Genomic DNA, 19,369 nt, shown 5'->3' on the forward strand with positions numbered 1-19,369 from the left:
AGTCACGGCCTCAATCATCCAGAGGGATCAACGAGTCGTTACGGAGCAAGATGAACCGATCGCAGTCTCCAGAAATCACGACACGCGAGGCGGTTGTCTGCGATGACATCCCCTCGCGCGACAGACTTCGGTCGACGCAGAAATGCCGGTACACTCCTGCTGATGAACGGATCATTCTCGGTTCCGGTCATCATTAGTTTAACCCATCAGTACAGACTGACGAGGAATGCCCATGTGGATCCAACGACTGCATTGCAGATTCGCTCCTGCTTTTCTACTGGCCGTTGTGTGCGGAAACCAGTTGACCGCCTCGGCCGCTGAATTCGATCTTGAGAAGTTGAAGCGTCTGGATGCAGTGATGCAGAAGTACGTCGAAGACAAAACGGTCGCGGGGCTTACTGCGGCAATCGGTTCACGAGAAGGGATCGTTGCCACCTCCGCGCTCGGCTATTTAAACCGTGAGCAGAAACTCAAGATGCCCGTCGACGCACTCTTTCGGATCGCGTCGATGACAAAACCGATCACCGCCATCGGGATCATGATGCTGGTGGATGACGGCAAACTCTCAGTCGACGACCCCGTCGAAAAACATCTTCCGGAGTTCCGGGGCCAACTGCTTATCGAGACTGCTGGTAAAGATCAGCTTGCTCTCAAGAAGCCTTCCCGTCCAATCGTCATCCGCGATCTGCTCACACATACCTCCGGGCTGCCTGGGGGTTTCCCGTCGGGGATTTCGGACCTGTATTTCCGCCGACAGTTGACGCTGGGCGAAGCGACCGCGATCAGTTCCCAACGCCCCTTGGACTTTGAACCCGGAACGAAGTGGGCCTACTGCAATGCGGGCATCGACGTTCTCGGCCGTATCGTGGAGGTTGTGTCCGGTGTCTCGTTTGAAACATTCCTCGAGAACCGTTTGTTTCAGCCGCTGGGGATGCGGGACACGACGTTCTATCCCAGTGACGAACAGCTTCAGCGACTGGCAGCTCTCTACGACATGAAGAACGGAGAACTGTCGCACGCCGGATATCAATTGGTCGGGCCGTCCAGGAATGCTCGCCACCCGATTCCTGCAGGGGGGCTGTTTTCGACAGCTCAAGATCTCGGAAAACTCTACCGCATGATGTTGACGCGTGGCGCGATTGGCGAGCTTCGACTGCTCTCGGAACAGAGCGTCGCAGCGATGACCAGCAATCAAGTCGGAGATTTGCCCGCCGGCTTCACGTCCGGAGTCGGGATGGGTTTCGGATGGCAGGTGATCCGTCGACCGGAAGGGGTGCACGAGATGATGTCTGCCGGAACCTACGGGCACGGAGGGGCCTTTGGAACACAAGCATGGATCGATCCGGTAAAGGATGTCTTTGTCATCCTGCTGATACAACGCTCGGGACTGCCAAACGCCGACGCGTCTGAAATGCGTGCAGAACTGCAGACGGTGGCAGTCGAAGCGTTGGCAAAGTGAAGCCAGTTCAGTCCTTGATCAGCAGCGCCTGATAAGCTCCGTCGCCAGGTTCGCCGGGAAGAAACTGCTGTTCTTCCGCGAGCCTGACGTTCGGAAAATACGTCAGGATCTTGCGCACGATTTCCTGATTCTCATTTGGCTCGATGCTGCACGTGGAGTAGACCAGCCGACCCTGCGGAGCGAGTCGCTCAAGCGATTTTCCCAGCAGATTTTCCTGAATTCCTTTCAGCGACTCGATCCCGTCAGGGGTAATTCGCCAACGGGCCTCCGGCCGTTTTCCGAGCACTCCCGTATTCGAACAGGGGACGTCAACCAGAATGGCGTGGAAGGGACCTTGAGGCAGACGGTACCCTTCTTCATCGACCAGTTGCGTCCGAATGATCTCGGCTCCCAGTCGCCGCGCGTTATCGTTGACGATTTCCAGCCGGTCCGAACGGATATCCGTCGCCAGAATCTCGCCCTGATTCTGCATGATGGCAGCCAGGTGGCAGGTTTTACCGCCAGGAGCCGCGCAGACATCCCACACACGCTGCCCCGGTTGTGGAGCCAGTCGCGCTGCAGAATGGCCGGCAGAAAAGTCTTGAACGAAGAATAGCCCCTCCGCATAGCCGGGAAGTTGATCGACGCGGGACACCCCATCCACAACCATGGTATCTGAGTCACTTTGGGGTTCGATGGCGATTCCCGCCTCTCGGAAGATCCTCAAGACATCGGCGGGAGTGGATCGCAGCGTATTCGCCCGAATCGTCAGCGGAGGAGACGTGTTGAACCACTGACACAGGCGCAGCAATTGTTCGGAGGTAAACCGTTTTACCCAACGCTCTGTAAGCCACAGAGGCATGCTGTAGGCGCTGGCGAGGTAGGCGGGAAAATCGGACTTCGGATCGAAGAAGACGGGCTTCGTCAGTTTGCGATGCCGGCCATCACTCAGTGGAACGGCCGCATCGGAGGGTTCTGTCGTATATTGAGTCGTCGTGAGACGCGTGGCCCCTCGTAGTACTCCGTTAACAAAGCCGCTCCAGCGCATTCTCCCGGCACGCTTACAGAGTTCGACGGTCTCGTGAACGGCGGCATGAGGCGGAATACCGTCGAGAAACAGAATCTGATAAACACCCAGCCGCAGAATGGTCCAAAGCGATATCTCGACCTGGTCAGCCGGTCGGGCGATCAGAGTCTTGAGAATCGCGTCCAGCGTTGCCTGTCGACGAACCACACCGCAGGCGAGTTCCGTCGCAAGTCCACGTTCTTTCGCGGGAAGTCCGGATTCCCGGAAGACACGGTCGAGCAGATCACTGACCCACATTCCGGTAGCGCGATGCTCTTCCAGAACCCTCAGTGCAGCTTCACGAGAAGAGCGAATCGAAAGAGACAAAGGTTCATCAGAGATCGGTTCGGTGGGCTTTGGCATTCTTCTTCCATTAGAGATACAGCGAATCACACATGGCTGTGGTTCGTTCGGGCCCGTAATTCGTGGCCCGCCACAGTTCGCTGCGACTTCCGCGAAGCATGACGACCTTTTCCGAAAAATAAAGCCTCGGGATCTTGAGGTCGCAAAATATGATAGACGCCACAGACGCCCTGAGAACCATGAATTTTGCATGTTTCTCAGATGTTGACAGGGCGATGAGATGATCAGCGGGATGATTTATTGGCAGGAATCCCGCTGAATCACGGATACTGAATGCCAATTTGGCTGTTTCGATGGTATAATGAGTTTCACGACTGCGCTCGCAAGAGCCGCAACGGATTGGACCGAAAACGATTTGCGAAAGGAAACCTATGGCAAAGCAATGGTTAAAGCGATTGACCGTAGAGCAGGCGGAAGCGGACAATTCTGGCGAAGGCGGCGATAACGTCGTTCCATTTGGCGTGAAGAACTCGGAATGGGTCAGACTGGTCTCGAAGATTCGGGACGGCGATCAGCTTTACGCTTACAGAGAATCTCCTCCTCGACATAGTCGCGCCTTCAAGCATGCCATCCCTTCAGAGGGTGTTGCACTTGTTCGTGATGGTGACGTGGTAGCCCAGGTGGCAACTCGGGGACGATGAGAATCGGCTGGATATGTCCATCCTTCTGCTCCGTAACGGAAGAGTCTACGACCCGGCCAACGGCATCAATGGTGCCCAAAAGGACCTTTGGATTGTCGACGGACGTATCGCGTCGGCACCTGCCGATCCGGCGTTTCGAGCAGACCGTGTGATCGATGCCACCGGGCTTGTTGTCATGCCTGGTGGTGTTGACATGCACTGTCACATTGCGGGTCCCAAAGTCAACGCAGCACGGAAGATGCTGCCCGAAGACCGTCGCAAGGCGGATCACATGGTGCGGTCGAACCTCACACGTTCGGGAACCATTGGAAGTGTCCCCAGTACGTTCGCGACAGGGTACCTTTACGCGGGACTGGGATACACGACAGCGTTCGACGCAGCAATCCCCCCGCTGACAGCGCGTCACGCGCATGAAGAATTTGTCGACACTCCGATGATCGACAAAGGGTTTCTTGTTCTCGCAGGAAACAACCACTTTGTCATGCGACAACTCCAGCGTGCCGAACCTCAACTGGTTCAGGCGTATCTGGGTTGGTTGCTGCATGCGACCAAAGGCTACGGAATCAAGGTTGTGAACCCGGGCGGGGTCGAGAACTGGAAGAACCGGGCCAACGGAAACGTGAAGACACTTGACGACCCTGTCGAAGGTTTCGGGATCAGCCCGCGAGATATTCTACGCGGTGTCGCCTCGGCTGTTGACGGTCTCAGGCTGCCGCACTCGGTCCACATTCATGGGAACAATCTGGGACTTCCCGGAAACTGGACGACGACACTCGACACGATGAAGGCGTTGGAGGGTCATCGCGGTCACCTCACGCATATTCAATTTCACAGCTATGGCGGTGACCCGGATGATCAGTCAACGTTTCGGTCTGAAGTCCCGCAACTTGCTGAGTATATCAACCAGCATCCGAATTTGACGATCGATGTCGGACAAGTCATGTTTGGCCATACGGTCTCGATGACGGGCGATGGTCCACTCGGCCACTACCTCCATCGCGTCATCGGTGGCAAATGGTTCAGCGGTGATATCGAGCAGGAAGCAGGCTGCGGCATCGTTCCGATCGTCTACAAAGAAAAAAGTTTCGTCCACGCCCTCCAATGGGCCGTCGGTCTTGAATGGTACCTTCTGGTGGAGGACCCCTGGCGGGTCGCCATGAGTACAGACCACCCGAACGGAGCATCGTTCCTCGCCTATCCTCAAATTATCGCCTTGCTGATGGACCGGAACCGTCGCGAAGAGGCAATTTCTCGATTGCCTGCCCGGTTGCGAGAGAAAACGGTGCTGGCAGATCTTCACCGCGAGTACACGCTCGAAGAGATTGCCATTATCACCCGTGCTGGCCCGGCGCGCATGCTCGGACTTACCCGGAAAGGGCATCTGGGTCCGGGAGCGGATGCAGACATCACCGTTTACACTCCCGATCCAGACATCGAACGGATGTTTGAACTGCCACGTTATGTGATCAAATCCGGGAGAATGCTGATCGAGCAGGGGGAAATCCGAGAAACCCTCGAAGGGATCACACTCCAGACGGCACCTGACTACGACGAGGGTGTCATTCCGTCAATTCGAGAGTGGTTCAATTCCAGTTACACGATGCAGTTCAATAACTACAGCATCGCCGAGCACGAATTCGCTCCTACGCAAGTTCAAGAAGGCAAGCCAGCTTAACTTCGCTGCTGGCCTGCCTCCTGAAGCTGACGGGAATTCCGATGCGAACCGCGTACCGTGGAACGATCGGTCGACGTGCCATGGCAATTAGAATTCGAGATGGTACTTTTCTGTCATCGCACGCCTGACCGCAACCAGTCCATCTTCAATCTGCTTCCACTCTGAGAACCGGACACCTTTTGCGGCCTGATTCGCTTCGGCATCGATTACTCCCGGGGACGTGGCGCCGCTGTAATACGAGTTCCAGCCCGAATTGTATGGCCCGACATTTCCGTAGTAGGCGCGCGAGGCGTAAGCTGAATAAGTCTGTTCTTTACGGGTCCCCGTGTTGATCTTCTGCATCCGGTCTGACTGCCCCTGATAGCGAAGTGAACTGCTGACTCGCGCCCCGAAGTCGAGCAGCGCAGGATCGACGTTCAGTTTTGGCAGGTCATCGATTTTGCGACCATATCGTTCAAAGTACACCGCGTGATTGTGTTTCTCTTTATTCAAAGTCGCTCGCAGATCATCAAGGAGAACGCGAATTGAGTTGCAGTATTTGAGAGACGATTTGGGTTGAAGATCTTCTGGTGTGGTGCTGGTCACCTGAGTACTCGCGGAAATTGCATGAGTAATCGAAGGAGGTTCCAGCAACGAGATGACCTGTCTTGCACTTCCCGGAGAGAACGTACCTGTCCCTTTCACCTGCTTACCCGCAACGGTCCACTTCCAGCCTTCTACGTCATCCGACGACGCTCCGACGCGACTCAAGATTTCGGCAATCAGGTCGTCCAGGAATGGCTTTAAAGGTGCTGCATCCCGGTCGAAATCGACAGTTGCGGTACCGGTTCGACCTGTGTCCACTGTGAGCCGGATTGTAATTCCCTTTGCCGACGCCAGCACCTGAGCCACATTCTTTGCCGCGGACTCGGAGCCGATCCAACTGTAAGACTTGAGGGTCTCAGCAACTTCCGACTCGGAAAAGTTTTCCTGGAGATCAATCGCCAGGACGAACTGAGATTCTCCTGACCCTTGTAACGCGGACGTCAGATAAGGGGACAGTTTCTGTTTGCCACTGGGTCCCTGCTTCAACCAGCGGGTAATGAATTGGCGACTTGCAGATGTGGTCGCCAGCCAGAGACCATCGCCGGTGTCGACAACGTAGCCATCGGCCCCAAATTGGGCCATCTTCTTTCCGGCGACATCTTCGATCTCACCCGGCAGCCACATCGACAACTTGTCGAGCGTCAGCGTCTCCTCTGGGACGATAATCGAATACTTCTTGATTGCTGTAAGTGTGTCAGACAGGTCCAGTTCCGAACCCACAATAATCTGCTTGGTACCGGGCGGAACCAGTGATTCCTGCTGGATAAACGATTCTGTCGCCTGTTTCAGCCAACCCTCTTTTTTGGCGAGCGACGATTTGTAGACGTCCCCCACGTTGATTTTCGCCACGGCATTCACGTCCGGCGGCAACCAGTCGAGAGGATCTGCAGCCGCCGAGAAGTTCGTAATGATTCCGACACAACCGAGCAACCCTACCCAAGTCTTGAACCACATGGAATGTTCTTCTTAAAAGGCACAATGTACACTTGAACAAGACTACACTGAGTGGGATTCTGTCATGTCGATTTCAGATTTTCAATCGGATTGCTTTACCACCAAAAACCTCGCAGAGCACCAGTTCATTTCGACAGACTGATGGATTGTGGAACAGGAACGGGACTGGATTGCAGACGGAATCGCGGCGCGATGATCTCATTTGCACAGCGGTCTCGTTAAAAGAATGAGTGGTCACGGTCTCGCTGACAGGACGATTGCGACAGAGCATCACTACTCTGAGAGGATCCCAAATGCTCATGCTGTGCGCGCTGTTATTGGCCTCGTCCCCGATCGATGTGGCGGGAGCTAAGCAGTTATTTCTCGACAGACGTTTCATCGCCGAAAGTGAACGAGTCACACTCCAGACAAACCCGGCCCAGAAGGTGGGGATGATTCTGGATGGAGAGGGGAAACCGATTCAGGGGCATATCAGCCGCGTGATCGATGACCAGGGAACAGTGAAGCTGTACCTCGGGGCCGACAGCGTCGACATCTACGAAAGCGCGGATGGGCTTCACTTCAAAGCGGCGGGCAGTCGCCTGTCGGGAGGCCACTTCACTACGATTTTTCTGGATGAGCATACGCCGGATGCGACGCAGCGATACAAACTGTTTCACCTCGAGTTTTCGCCCCCCTTTGATCCGCAGAGACACGGGGTCTTCGCCAGCTACTCCGATGACGGAATTCACTTTACAAAAGCGGGGCGCGTGCTCCCCTTTTTCACAGACAACCCGACGATCGTGCAATGGGACCCGCAAATCGGCCGGTACGTAATCTACACGCGCGCGTTCGATTACAGTTCCGAAAATCAACGAAGAATCGGCCGAATCGAACTTGACGACCCATTGCAACCGTGGCCCTACAAGAAGTCGGCCAATGATCGAATGTTTCTGGGAATCGACAATGTCGACGTCGTACTGTCCGCTGATGAAGAAGACGATCCGCACTCTGACATCTACTACAATGCAGCGATGATCTACCCATGGGCGGCCGACACCCACTTGATGTTCACATCCCAGTTCCGTCACTTTTCGCCGCAGAGGAATCCGTTCATTCGTCCTCGAGTCCCCGGGCAGTGGGAAGATTTCGGCATGCTGGAAGTGCAACTGGCCGTGAGTCGCGATGGCCGGACATGGAGTCGCCCCACTCGCGATGCCTATTTTCCTACCGGACTTCCCGATGAATGGGATCGCTGGTACTCCGTTATGGCTCCAGGAATCATCCGAAGAGGAAACTATCTTTACCAGTACTACTACTCCAGCGGCCAGCTGCATGACTCTGTCGCGTTACGCCCTGAATATGAGGAGACAGCAAAGCAAAAGGGCGGAGTGGGAATCGTGCGTCAGAGACTGGATGGCTTCGTCTCTGCTGACTGCGATCACAAAGGGGGATCACTCCGCACTCCCGTGTTGGTCTTCCGCGGAAACACGCTACGTCTGAACATCGACACAGGGGCGATGGGTACGGCCTTCGTCGAACTTCAGGATGAGCAGGGAGTTCCCATCCCCGGGTTCACCCTGGCTGAATGCGAAGAAATCGGCGGCAACTTCATCGACCAACGCGTTTACTGGAGAGGTAGCCCAGACGTCTCATCCCTGGCAACGAAGCCCATCCGGATGAAAGTCGTGATGAAGCGGGCGAAGTTCTACTCCTTTCAGTTCACTGACGGCTGAGTCCGCTGGGCCTAAGGCCCACGTCTTCGACGCGGCGGTTCCCTCTGGAAGAGCGATCAGAGAATTGGAAGTGACGTTTTTTGCACGGTGCGTGGTCAGCCAGAGGACGACCGCAACGAGAGCTTTAATCAGGGAACGGCGGATACAAGCGTCGTAGCAACCCGGCGGCAAGCTATTCAATGTCAGGATAGATCGTCTTCCACTCGCTCTTCATGTCCACGACGGTCCAGCCCCGTGTCTCGGCCTCGTCGAGGCCTTTGTCCAATCGCCCGAATGGGCTGTTACGGTCATAGGCAAATTCGCGCGCGCCATCAGTGTGATGAACGATCAGGCCGAATCGTGGACCGGGCCCCGTCGTCGTCCATTGCAGCATTTCAAAATCACCGTCCGAGTTACCAAACGCGGCGATCGGTCGCCGCCCAATAAAGCTGTTGATGGAAACTGGCTTTTCGGCCTTGTCATTGATGACGTTTAACTCCGCGAGTCGAACCAGCACGGGCTTCTCATCCCGGAGTTCAAACTTTGTCTTAACGCTGCTCCCGATGACCTGCTCAGGGGGGACCCCGTACACTTGCTCCGCCCACGGACGGAGAAACTCGATTCCTCCGCCAGAAACGATGTAAGTTTTGAAGCCGTTCGCTCGCAGATACTGGAGCAATTCGAGCATCGGCTGGTAGACCATCTGCGTAAACAGGCGCCCCGTCTGAGGATGCCGAGCGGTGGCAATCCACTCTTTTACGGCGGCTTCAAACTCCTCCGTTGTCATCCCCGCATGAGCGGCTGTCACCATGTTGACGAGTCCTTTTTCACCGCCAGCAAGTGCTTTGGCAAAGTCTCCCTTTAGTGCGGCGAAGACCGACAGGTCCCATTTCCTGTCTTGATTTTGCTGCGGAGCACGTTTCAGTCGATCGAGCACAAAGTACGCCTGAAAGTACATCGGTTGCTCTGACCACAAGGTTCCGTCATTGTCAAAAACGGCAATCCGATCTCGAAGAGGTACGAAGCCCGTCCCTTGTTCGTCCGTCACTCTGGTCACGAAATTGATGATGGCCGACTTGGCGCGGCCTTCATTCCAGGATGGCAATTCATCGACCGCCCTTGTTTCACCAGGAACGACTCCCAGCAAGAGGGCTGTTGCCAGGCACAAGTAAACTGAGAAGCAGAATTTCATTGCCGTCATTGCTCCTGGAAATCAGCAGAACCGATGAGACCTCGTGATTCAAACAACGGAGCAGCCTTGAACGGCCGAACCCACCTGATGTCGGAATTTCACTAATATCATACGACCACGAGACGAGCGAAGTTACCAAAATCGCTCGTCTCGTGTTTGGATAGACTGACAAGATCGAAGGCAACACGGCCTGAGTTGCATCGTGTTGGCTTTTTCTACGTCATCGTTGTCATGAATTATTCGCTGGGGGCTCCTGACAGCAGTTCCAGCACTTCGCTCAGATTAAAGCTTGCGGCCTTCTGCCGTTGCGGGTAGTCCTTGAATGTCATCAGGAATTTCGCGACATAGTCATTGGCAGGCAGGAACAAATAAACGCGGTCGAGCACCCAGTCGTAGTAGGTGTTCGAAGTGACATCGGCGCGTTCGTAAGGGTCCAGCCGCAGATTAAACAGTTTAGGAAATCGCAGCGTCACAAAAGGCTCGGCCCAAACCCGCAATGTGCCTGTTGTGCGCTGTTCCATGAAAACCAGCTTCCAGTTGTCAAAACGCAATCCGGTCAATTGCTGATCATCATTGCAGTAGAGAAACGACTCTCGTGGGCTTTTGTCAGTTTCGCCGGCCAGCAGAGGAAGTAGATTGAACCCGTCGAGGTGAACCTTGTAAGTCGTATTCCCGACTTTATAGCCCGCCAGCAATTTCTGTGTGACTTCGCTGTCACCCGCGATTGCGGCCAAAGTGGGCAGCCAGTCAAGATGGCTGACAATTCCATTGGAAACACTTCCCGGTTTGATGACTCCCGGCCAGCGAACCATACAAGGGACCCGATAGGCCCCTTCCCAGTTCGAATTCTTTTCGTTCCGAAAGGGAGTCATGGCCCCATCCGGCCAGGAATTCATATGGGGTCCGTTGTCGGTGCTGTACATCACGAAGGTATTGTCAGCGATTCCCGCGTCATCAAGCGCCTTCAGCACGGTACCGACGTTCTTGTCATGGTCGATCATGGCATCGCAATACTCACTCATCCAGCGGCCGGACTGTCCCTTGATTTCGGGTTTCACGTGAGTGCGGAAATGCATATGGGTGAAGTTGACCCAGACGAAGAATGGCTGATTCGCTTTCGATTGGCGGTGGATAAATTCCACAGCACGCTCAGCAATGTCGTCGTCGATAGTTTCCATCCGCTTACGTGTGAGAGCCCCCGTATCCTTAATGATCTGCTTACCGACTTTGCCGAAGCGGGGATCGACAGTCTGATCGTCCTTATCGCTCGCTCTACAGTCCAGAACTCCGCGGGGTCCGTACTTCGCAGCGAAAGAGGGATCTTTCGGATAATCGACGTGCTCTGGCTCCTCCTCGGCGTTCAAGTGATACAGATTGCCATAGAACTCATCAAAACCATGAACGGTGGGAAGGAACTCGTTTCGATCTCCCAAGTGGTTCTTGCCGAACTGTCCCGTCACATACCCGAGAGGCTTCAGCATCTCGGCGATCGTGGGGTCCTCTTTCTGCAGGCCGATGGTGGCAGAAGGCATTCCCACCTTGGTTAATCCGGTTCGCAGGCCATGCTGCCCCGTGATAAACGACGCACGCCCGGCGGTACAGCTTTGCTCGCCATAGTAGTCCGTGAAGAGCATCCCTTCTTTCGCGATTCGGTCGATGTTCGGGGTGCGGTATCCCATCATACCCATCGTGTAGGCACTGATGTTGGATTGCCCGATATCGTCGCCCCAGATGATACAGATATTGGGCTTCTTTCCCGACTGGGCCAAAGACGCTGCGACAAGCTGATTGTGGCTGGCCACAGCGAGCTGGTCTGCCGGAGACAATCCCGCGACCACCGTTGCTGAATCGGTTCGACGTGGATGTGCGTCCGAAGTTTCGCCCGCCTTCTCCTGCCGCACCGCGACGGCAGAAGCGGAAGTAGCCGAGTGAACCTGTGTCTTTTGTGACTCTGCCGTGGCGACACCAAAACCTGCCGCAGCTCCGAGAGCCACCGCAAATGCAGTAATCAGGGATGAATTTAAGCGCATTGACTTCTCCTGAATGTGACGACAAAGGTGCAGGCGAAAGTGTTGGAACTCAGGTTCACGAATTCAATTACGGGCCGAAATTACTGTGCGGATCGGGCACAGCGGAACCCCACATGCGAGATCCCGGTGTCAGGAGTGCCTCCATGCCGGGCACTCGGTCGATAGCGAGTGCAGTAGCTATCGTTGCAAAGGAACGACCCGCCCCGCTGGCTGCGCTGGGTCGCATACGGACGAAGCGGATCATTGCTGACCGACGGTCCCGTCGGATTGACCTGCACTTTACCCCGACCGAATCGCTTGTAGGCATCACGGTCGTACCAGTCGGCACACCACTCCCAGACATTTCCTGACATGTCGAACAGCCCGAACCCGTTCGGGGGAAAAGACCGGACTGGGGCCGTCCGTTCAAAGCCGTCTTCCTTCGTGTTCCTGTGTGGAAATGTCCCATTCCATAAGTTGGCCTGAGGCTGTTTCAGACTCGGCTGTTCGTCACCCCATACGTAATTCTTGCGATCAAGTCCTCCGCGAGCGGCGTACTCCCATTCCGCTTCCGTCGGAAGCCGTTTGCCCGCCCAGTTCGCGTACGCAACCGCATCGTCCCAGGAAATATGAACGACAGGATGGTTCTCACGCCCTGCCAGATGCGAACCCGGTCCTTCCGGATGCTTCCAGTTGGCGCCCGGCGTCCATTGCCACCACTGGGAAAAATCATCCAGGGGAACCGGATGCTCGGGTGGAGTAAACACGAGTGATCCCGGGACGAGCGACTCTTCCGGAGGAGGTGGGGTACCAGGAGGCGATTGCGCCATGATTTCTTCCAGTGTCGGAGCTCGCTCAGCCGTCGTGAGGAATCCCGTGGCATCGACGAACCGCTGAAATTCCGCATTGGTCACTTCCGTCGCATCAATCCAGAATCCATCCAATTTGACACGATGGGCCGGTCGTTCATCATCCCAGGCATCGGGAGAATCGGTTCCCATCCAGAACTCGCCACCGGGGATCCAAACCATACCAGGAGGTACCGCATTGCCACTGCCAGAGTCAGCTCCTGTTTTGGAGCCAGTGCTGGGAGTGGACGATAAGGATGTTTCTGCCTTCTCTGGGGGAGTCTGTGAGGAAGCCGAAGGTTTCATCGCGTTGCGGGTCGCGAAGTAAGAGATGCCAAAGGCCAGAAAGCCAGCTACCAGCAGAAGTAATAACTTACGCATCAGAATTTGCTTCATTTCGAATAACCAGGGCGCGGAGGACGAGCCGCCGTTTCAGGGAATTGAGAAGTGATCAACGGTCTACAGACGGGCCGCTGATGTCTTTGAAAGTCGGATTATGATAGCAAACTGGGACCCGAACTGCTGCTGCCGAATTGAAGCTCGGTTCAACGATCAACTCTCACGCTTTACCACGGTACCCGACCTTCCACGGTCGAGGTTCGAAACTGTCGCCCGCGAATTCGTGCAGGCGATGGTCGAAAGAGGCACGGAACAGAAAGGCCCGGCGGCACAAAATTGTGTCGCCGGGCTCTCAAGTTTCACTCAGCAAACGAGTCCGAAAGCCGGACTCGTTCAATGACTTTTAACAGTTACGCGTTCGGTGTGACCGAGATGTCCCGCGTCGCCAGATTCCCCAGAGCGAGGCCGTCATTGGCCACGAATGAGATCGTCTTGATCGATGCGAGCGGTACTCCATTGAACTGATACTTCACCGACTGCAGTGCCGTGCGGTAGTTCGCCACGGTGTCGGACCCGGACAGCGTCAGAATCCCCGTCAGGATATCGAACGTTCCGGTAATCTTCGCCGTATTGACGAACGAGAGCTGGTCGTTCCCCTGCTGATAATTGAACGCGATCCTCACAGTGGCCCCCGTGATGTTCGCACTATCCGGATCGGTAACCGAGAGCGACGGAGCGATACTGACGGCACCCTGCGACGGTTTGTAGTTGAGTGCGGCAGCCTCGTTCGTGGCAATCTGAGGAGGATCGTTCAGTGCCAATATGGTGACATTGCGACTGGCGACGTTGCTGGTGGCCAGCCCGTCATTGACAGTGACACCGACAGTTCTCGTTAATGTGCTGGGGTTATTACTCGTATTGAGGTACTTCACTGTCCGCAAAGCTGCCTCGTAGTTTTCCCGAGTATCGACCCCGGTCAGATTCAGGGTTCCTGTCAGGACGTCCCAGCTTCCCTTGATCTTGGCCGTGTTGGAGAACACGAGCTGGTCCTGTCCCTGTTGATAGTTTCCTGTGATCTTGACCGCCGCGCTCACGATATTCGGACTGTCCACGTCCTGAACCGTCAACGCCGGAACGACATTCGTCGCCGCGTCTTTCTCCTGGTACTGCAATGGGCTGCTGCCCCCGACGTTCAGGAACGGAGCCGTATTGGTCGTCTGGATTGTCACATTGCGCGTTGCAATGTTGCTGGCCAGTTGCGTGTCGTCGATCACAGTGAATGTAATCGTCCGGGTCAGGGTACTCAGTGCCGAGCTGCCGTTGTTGTAGTACTTCACATCCCGCAACGCGTTGATGTAATTGGCCACAGGAACCAGTCCAGACAACGTCAGTTCACCCGTTGCAGAGTTCCAGGCCGCGGAGATCTGGTTTGCATTCGCCACTGCTCCGGAGATCAGCAACTGATCCTGTCCTCGGACATAGTTGCCAGAAATCTTGATCACGGCACTTCGCAGCAGCGTACTGTCGTTATCCGAGATCACCAGCGTTGATGTCACAGGAGCAGGCGGGGTGTAAGGATCATTCGCCTTATAGACAGCGGGCACGGTCTCGATTCCCGACAGGACCGCACCATTCGGATGCGTTGCAATGCTGATGTTACGCGTCACCGTATTGCCGCTCAGTCCCTGATCATCAATCACACTGAAGCTGACAGTCCGGTTCGGAGCCGTCAAACCACTTTGCGAGTTGGCGAAACCGATGGATCGAAGAGCAGTCCGGTAATTACTGACGCTATCGACTCCAGACAGGGTGAGTATACCGGTTGCAGGATCCCATGATCCCTTGATCTTCGCCGTGTCGACGAAGACGAGCATGTCCTTGCTGCCGTTAGCGTTGTAGTTAGACGAGATCCAGATCCGGGCCCCCATCAGGTTATCACTGTCAGGATCCGTTGCCAGCACATTCGGCAGGATCTTGATGGCCGCTGCATCCTCTGTGTAGGCCAGGACAGTTGTGTCCGAGCTGGTCAGCAAGGGGGGATCATTCACGGCAATCACATTAATCTCACGGCTGACCGTGTTACTCGTCAGCTTTGGTCCACTTGCTGCACCGCCGTCATCCGTCACTGTGTAGCTGACGGTCCGAGTGGAGGTATTTGGAGCGTTATGCAGGTTGTAGAAAGCTACGGACTGCAACGCAGCAGCGTAATTGGCGGCGGTATCGGGACCGGTCAGTGTCAGGGTCCCGTTTGCGGCATTCCAGGTTCCAATAATCGTTGCCGTATTGGTGAACCGCAGGAAGTCCTGGTTCGGCACATAATTTCCGGTGATGCGAATCGTGGCCTGCGTAATCAGGCTGTCAGGGTCGTTGACCTGAATCGTGGACGAAATCGGCGTCGTGTTATTAGTGCCGTAGTTCGGAGCCGTATTTTCCAGGTAGTCCAGCGCCGTCTCTTCAATACCCGAGAGAACAGGAGCGTCGTTGACCGCATCCAGTGCAATCGTACGAACCACCGAGTTACTCACCACGTTCGTGGTGTCGGTCACCGTGAATGCAACCGTTCGCAGCAACCCGGAGGGGTTGGAACTGGAATTAAAGTAGGAAACCGAACGAAGCGCGGTCTGGTAATTTGCGACCGTGTCGACCCCGGTCAGGGTCAGCATCCCTGTCGCGGCATTGAACACCCCGGTGATCTTGGCAGTGTTGGTGAACTGCAGGAAGTCTTCACCGTTCTGATAGTTGCCGGTGATCTGGATCGTTGCACCCGACAGATTGGCACTATCGAAATCGAAGGCTGTAATCGTCGACGAAACCTTTACTGTCGAAAGCTCGGTGTAGAGCAGTGACCCTGGCTCGACCTGCGAGAGAGCAGGAGGGAAATCGACGGCCGTGACTTCGATGGTGCTGGTAATCACATTGCTCAGAGCGGACCCATCAGTCACCTGGAACTGCACACTCCGTGGTGTCTGGTTGGGATTTCCGCTGGAGTTGGCGTATTTCACAGCACGCAAAGCGTTGGTCCATTGTGCCAGCGTTGCTGAACCTCCGGCAGAGACCAGAGTCAACACCCCATTCGCGTTTGACTGCACGGCGATGTTGCCCATATCGACGCCGTTATTGGCAAAGCTCAGGATATCCTGGCCAGCAATATAGTTTGGCATCCGGATCGTCGCAGTCGTCAGCGTTGCATTGTCACTGTCGCTGACACTGATCACTGGATTGATCACTGTCGCAGGATCGGCTTCGGAATAAGAGATCGTACTGGATCCGGTAAGCACGGGTGCGTCGTTCACGCTGGTCAGGGCAATGTTCCGACTCACGATGAGACTGGTCAGGCCACCATCATCCGTAATGGAGAAACTGACCGTCCTAGTTGACGTGTTCGGGTTCTCTGACAGGTTGGTGTAGGTCACCGACCGAATCGCCGTGCGGTAGTTCGAGAATGAATCGACTCCGGTCAGGGTTAGAGTTCCTGTGGCTGCGTCCCAGACACCCGTGATTTTCGCCGTATTGGTGAAGTTCAACCGGTCCTGACCGTTCTGATAGTTTCCGGTGATCTTGATCACCGCAGATGATGCGTTATTGCTGTCCGGATCGATGGCCACAATATTTGCAGTCAATGGCGCGACGTCGTTCTCGGTATAGGCAATCGGAGCCGTTTCCAGCGAGATCAGTGACGGTGCCTCATTGACGTTCGTCAGGTTGATCGTAATGGTCGCGGTGTCCGCCAGTTTCGTGGCCTGACTGTCGACGACCATCACCTTCAGAGAGAACGACTTGATCGCTTCGTAGTTCAGTGCGGCGGGGTTCGAGACGGTGATCACCCCGGTCGTCGGATTGATCGTGAACGCGTTATTCGTATTCCCGCTGAAGATGGAGTACGTGTAAGGAGCGAGTCCATTAGATGCGGCAACAGTCGCGATCACGGTACCGACGGCGGAGTTTTCCGGAATCGTCTTCAACTGATTTGCAATCTGTGGTTCTTGCCCGTCCAGCAGCAGAATGTTGACCGTGGCTGTGGAGGATCGAGCAGGAGCTCCGTTATCCGTGACCTGAATCGTCAAGGCAAACGTCGGGTTTGAGGAGTAGTCGATCAGTCCTGGATCAACAACCCTGATCGCTCCCGTCGCCGGATCGATCGCGAAGGCCCCCGAATCATTCCCGCCGATGATCGCGAAGGTCAGGGTCTGGGCTGGTGAATCCTGGTCCGTTGCTTGAACCGTCCCTACGACCGTTCCCGGCAACGAGTGCTCCTTGAGGTTAAAGGACTGCGTACCGATGATCGGAGCATCGTTGATGTCCGCCAATGCAATGGTGATTGTCGCTGCCATGGACGTGGACGGGATACCCGTATCGGTCACTGTGGCGACAATTGTGAAGGTCGGTGTCGACTCAAAGTTCAGAGCAGCCGAGTTGGCCACAATGATGCGTCCCTGAGGATCAATTGAGAACGCCCCCCCTGTGTTGCCCCCATTAATGACGAACGACTGTCCCTGGATCGGCGCATTCGCGTTGTCGGGATCCGACGTCACGATCTGGCCCACAATGGTCCCGTTCGGCGTATTCTCGTTGACTGTGATTGGCCCCTGATCGAGCATCACGATCTGCTCGTTCAAGTTGCTCAGCAGAATGGTAATCGTCCCCGTCGCAAACAGGGCCGGTGAACCGTTGTCGGTCGCCCGCACGGTCAGGTTAAATACCGGATTCTTTTCAAAGTCGATTGCAGAGGGGTTGGCGACAGTGATTCGGCCGACGGAATCGATCGCGAACGCGCCGTCCTTATTTCCCGCCATGATCTGGAAACTGGTGATCGTGTTTCCGAGTTCACCTACGGAGGCAATGACTTGTCCCACAAGGTCACCGGCAGGGCGATTTTCCGCAATCGAGAACGTCGCGTCCTGGACCGCCGGTGTCGTCTCATTCACGTTCTGCAGATTAATCAGGACCGAGTTATTTGCTGACGTTCCCTGATCCCCACGGTCCACCACTTTAATCGTCAGTGCAAACGTCGACTGATTTTCAAAATTCAACGCAATGTTGTTGGGCAGCCCCGTCGTATTATTAACAGAAATTACCCCGGTGGCAGGATCAATGGAGAAGACTCCGGCGTACTCGACTCCATTCACCTTAACCACGTTACCGCTGATGATGCTGTAAACGAGGTTGGCATTCCCATTCGGCTGCTGGGTATCAGGATCGTTGGCAAGAACGCTACCGACGATTGTCCCATTAACCGTATTCTCAGGAATATTAAACGATTGATTGTTCGGAATGGTCGTGACTTCATTCACGTCATTCACGGTAATCCGCAGGGTTGCCACGGTCGAAAGCGGTGCAACGTTGTCAACGGCGCCGATCTGGACTGCGTGCAGATTACGATCAGTGACTTTGATCTGCAGATCGTAGGCGTTCAGCGTCTCGTAGTTAACGAGAGGGTTGGCAACGGTGATCTCACCCGTATCAGGATCAATGGCGAAGGTGTTATTGGGATTGCCCCCTACGATTTCAAAACTGTGACGCTGCTGTGGCTCCAGTGGATCCAGTCCGGGACGCGCGATTCGCGTGAAGGTCCCTTGCGGAATGACAAAATTGTCGGTTCCGGAGATGAGTTGGAAGAATCCAACGCTCAGCCCAACTGTGCTGTTTTCATTGACGGCCAGCGTCTTTGTCGAATTGGCGACGTTAGGAGGAACTTCTCCCACATCGCGAAGCCGGATATAGACGTGGCTATCGCTGGTAAAGTTGCCGCCATTCGCGGTGAGGTTACCCCCTTGATAGGTCTGGGAGGAAAGACCCCGGATGTCCGTTGCGCGTACCTGCAGATCGAAGACAACGTCAGGGAAGCCGAGAAGCCCCCCTTGACCCAGGTTTCCCTGACCCAGATTTGCAACGCGGCGCGCTTCGTAGTCGAGGAATGACTGATCGGTGACGCGAATTCTGCCCGTGAACGGATCAATGGCAAAAGCCGGTGTATCCGCGTTGAATCCTGGAACCGTACCGACCAGGACATACGTCAATGTCGCCTGTTGAACCGGGTTGGAATCAATGTCTTGATCGATGGCCGTGACCGTCCCGACGACGGTGCCATTAAAGCTGTTTTCCCTGACTTCGAAAACGTTCACGATTCCATCGGGGATCGTCGGAGTTGGAGTCGATGCGTTATCGTAGGGGTACTGCGGAATGACCGGCCGATCATTCACGTTCCACAGATTGATCGTGATCGTGTTGCTGCCGGTCGCGCCGCTGTTGTCCGTCGCGGTGACCGTTAACGCGTACGAGTTCTGGGCTTCGTAGTTAAGATCAGCAGGATCATTGACCACGATGGTGTCGACGCCGTTGACGACGTCAATTCGGAACGCGGGAATCCCATTCCCGTTGTAATCGACATTCCCTGCGGTGATTTCCATGTTGCCGGGAGTGTAGTCGTCGGGGGCTGCATCAGGGTCTGTCACTGAAATGGAGACAACTTCGGTCCCAGCGCCGAAAGTAGCAGCATAAGGAAAGACTTGCGGCGTCTCGTTGATGTAAACCGTGACCGCAGCCACAACCGGATCGGTCAACATCC

General features: G+C 55.3%; 10 protein-coding genes. 4 read left to right on the forward strand and 6 right to left on the reverse strand.

Going from position 1 to position 19,369, the window contains the following annotated elements; translation table 11 throughout:
• Positions 1–232: 232 nt before the first annotated feature.
• Positions 233–1,459, forward strand: coding sequence for a serine hydrolase domain-containing protein (locus tag ACGY09_RS06500; protein WP_397570933.1), 1,227 nt, complete (start codon positions 233–235; stop codon positions 1,457–1,459).
• A gap of 7 nt (positions 1,460–1,466) precedes the next feature.
• Here the strand turns inward: ACGY09_RS06500 and rsmB are convergent, their stop codons facing one another.
• Complete coding sequence (gene rsmB / locus ACGY09_RS06505; RefSeq protein WP_373651080.1) at positions 1,467–2,867, reverse strand: 16S rRNA (cytosine(967)-C(5))-methyltransferase RsmB; 1,401 nt, start codon at positions 2,865–2,867, stop codon at positions 1,467–1,469.
• Between the two features lie 371 nt (positions 2,868–3,238).
• On the opposite strand from rsmB, the gene ACGY09_RS06510 reads away from it, so the two are divergent.
• Both ACGY09_RS06510 and ACGY09_RS06515 read left to right on the forward strand, forming a co-directional pair.
• On the forward strand, positions 3,239–3,508 hold the full coding sequence (locus tag ACGY09_RS06510) for a hypothetical protein (RefSeq protein WP_373651079.1): 270 nt from the start codon (positions 3,239–3,241) through the stop codon (positions 3,506–3,508).
• Between the two features lie 13 nt (positions 3,509–3,521).
• Positions 3,522–5,183: a formylmethanofuran dehydrogenase subunit A gene (locus ACGY09_RS06515; protein ID WP_397570934.1), complete on the forward strand. Its 1,662-nt coding sequence runs from the start codon at positions 3,522–3,524 to the stop codon at positions 5,181–5,183.
• A gap of 87 nt (positions 5,184–5,270) precedes the next feature.
• Here the strand turns inward: ACGY09_RS06515 and ACGY09_RS06520 are convergent, their stop codons facing one another.
• Entirely contained in the window at positions 5,271–6,722 is a 1,452-nt protein-coding gene (locus ACGY09_RS06520; RefSeq protein WP_397570935.1) for a hypothetical protein, read from the reverse strand.
• 293 nt (positions 6,723–7,015) lie between these two features.
• Here ACGY09_RS06520 and ACGY09_RS06525 point away from each other — a divergent pair, with 293 nt between their 5' ends.
• Entirely contained in the window at positions 7,016–8,437 is a 1,422-nt protein-coding gene (locus tag ACGY09_RS06525; protein ID WP_397570936.1) for a hypothetical protein, read from the forward strand.
• A gap of 172 nt (positions 8,438–8,609) precedes the next feature.
• Here ACGY09_RS06525 and ACGY09_RS06530 read toward each other — a convergent pair whose 3' ends face one another.
• The 4 genes from ACGY09_RS06530 to ACGY09_RS06545 all read right to left on the reverse strand — a co-directional run bounded on the left by ACGY09_RS06530 (position 8,610) and on the right by ACGY09_RS06545 (position 19,367).
• Positions 8,610–9,617 (reverse strand): HAD family hydrolase, encoded by a 1,008-nt coding sequence (locus ACGY09_RS06530; protein ID WP_397570937.1) that lies wholly within the window; start codon positions 9,615–9,617, stop codon positions 8,610–8,612.
• A gap of 227 nt (positions 9,618–9,844) precedes the next feature.
• Positions 9,845–11,638, reverse strand: coding sequence for an arylsulfatase (locus tag ACGY09_RS06535; protein ID WP_397570938.1), 1,794 nt, complete (start codon positions 11,636–11,638; stop codon positions 9,845–9,847).
• A gap of 80 nt (positions 11,639–11,718) precedes the next feature.
• Positions 11,719–12,846: a formylglycine-generating enzyme family protein gene (locus tag ACGY09_RS06540; RefSeq protein ID WP_397570939.1), complete on the reverse strand. Its 1,128-nt coding sequence runs from the start codon at positions 12,844–12,846 to the stop codon at positions 11,719–11,721.
• Between the two features lie 368 nt (positions 12,847–13,214).
• A complete protein-coding gene (locus tag ACGY09_RS06545) occupies positions 13,215–19,367 on the reverse strand; it encodes a cadherin domain-containing protein (RefSeq protein WP_397570940.1) in 6,153 nt (2,050 codons plus the stop codon).
• Positions 19,368–19,369 lie beyond the last annotated feature (2 nt).

The organism is Schlesneria sphaerica (assembly GCF_044336245.1).
GTDB classification, from domain to species: Bacteria; Planctomycetota; Planctomycetia; order Planctomycetales; family Planctomycetaceae; genus Schlesneria; species Schlesneria sphaerica.